We start from the raw sequence: 539 nt of genomic DNA on the forward strand, positions 1-539 counted from the left end.
CCCATGCCGAACTCAGTAGTGAAACGAAACAGCGCCGATGATAGTGTAGCATTTGCTATGTGAAAGTAGGACATTGCCAGGCTCCAAATTGAGAAAGCCCGACTAGCAATAGTCGGGCTTTTTTACGTCTGGCATAAAGTAAAAAGAAGGTTCGAGGTGAAAGGTAATCTGCATAAAGATTAAGTCAATTTGATCTAGTCTCTAGAGCATATGCTTTTACCGTATTAGGGACTGAGATGGATTTATTCCACGCTTGTAATACCTGTTCGACTATTTCTTTATAACCACTAGAAACACGATTAGATAGACAGTGTTGCCGTATCCAACTCCATACTTGCTCTAGTGGATTTAATTCCATGTGTTGTGTCATGACGTCTTTATTGACGATAGGGCTGATCAGCGCTTCTGTTTTATCATTACTTGGGCACACTGCACCAAATAAGTATCCATACTCAAACTGCTGTTGTTTTGTTGCGCGAGGCCTAGAGCCTGTTTCAGCCCATAAGCGTGTTGTTTGATTTTGTTGTCCAAACCGTGCT

Annotated in this window: 1 pseudogene; it reads right to left on the minus strand. The window is 41.9% G+C overall.

The window, feature by feature from the left end:
• Positions 1-184: 184 nt before the first annotated feature.
• A pseudogene (locus H5201_RS22610) lies at positions 185-539 on the minus strand (IS630 family transposase); the annotation flags it as partial.

The sequence above is a fragment of the Pseudoalteromonas sp. SG43-6 genome, assembly GCF_014164365.1.
Classification (GTDB): domain Bacteria; phylum Pseudomonadota; class Gammaproteobacteria; order Enterobacterales; family Alteromonadaceae; genus Pseudoalteromonas; species Pseudoalteromonas rhizosphaerae.